Annotated in this window: 1 pseudogene; it reads left to right on the plus strand. The window is 43.7% G+C overall.

The window, feature by feature from the left end:
• Positions 1–45: 45 nt before the first annotated feature.
• Positions 46–357 (plus strand): annotated as a pseudogene (locus C8322_RS14290) (alkyl hydroperoxide reductase subunit F); the annotation flags it as partial.

Genomic DNA, 357 nt, shown 5'->3' on the forward strand with positions numbered 1-357 from the left:
TATTCTTTCATCGAATAAATTATTACTCCTTTGGAGACGTTAGCAATGTTAGATCAAAATACAGCAGCCCAATTAAAAACCCTTTTAGAGCGCCTTGAAGGACCAATCGAACTGGTAGCCACTTTAGATGCTTCGGATAAATCTGCAAAAATCAAAGAACTTGTAGAAGAAATCGCTGCACTGTCTGATTTAGTGACTGCCCGTTTTGATGGTACCAACAAACGTGCACCAAGTTTTGGTGTGGCTAAAGCCGGTGAACAGCCTCGTGTGTTCTTCGCAGGCCTGCCAATGGGTCATGAGTTCACATCGCTGATTCTGGCATTGCTGCAAACTTCGGGTTATGCACCGAAAGTATCG

It is taken from the genome of Acinetobacter sp. SM1B, assembly GCF_003289665.1.
GTDB classification, from domain to species: Bacteria; Pseudomonadota; Gammaproteobacteria; order Pseudomonadales; family Moraxellaceae; genus Acinetobacter; species Acinetobacter schindleri.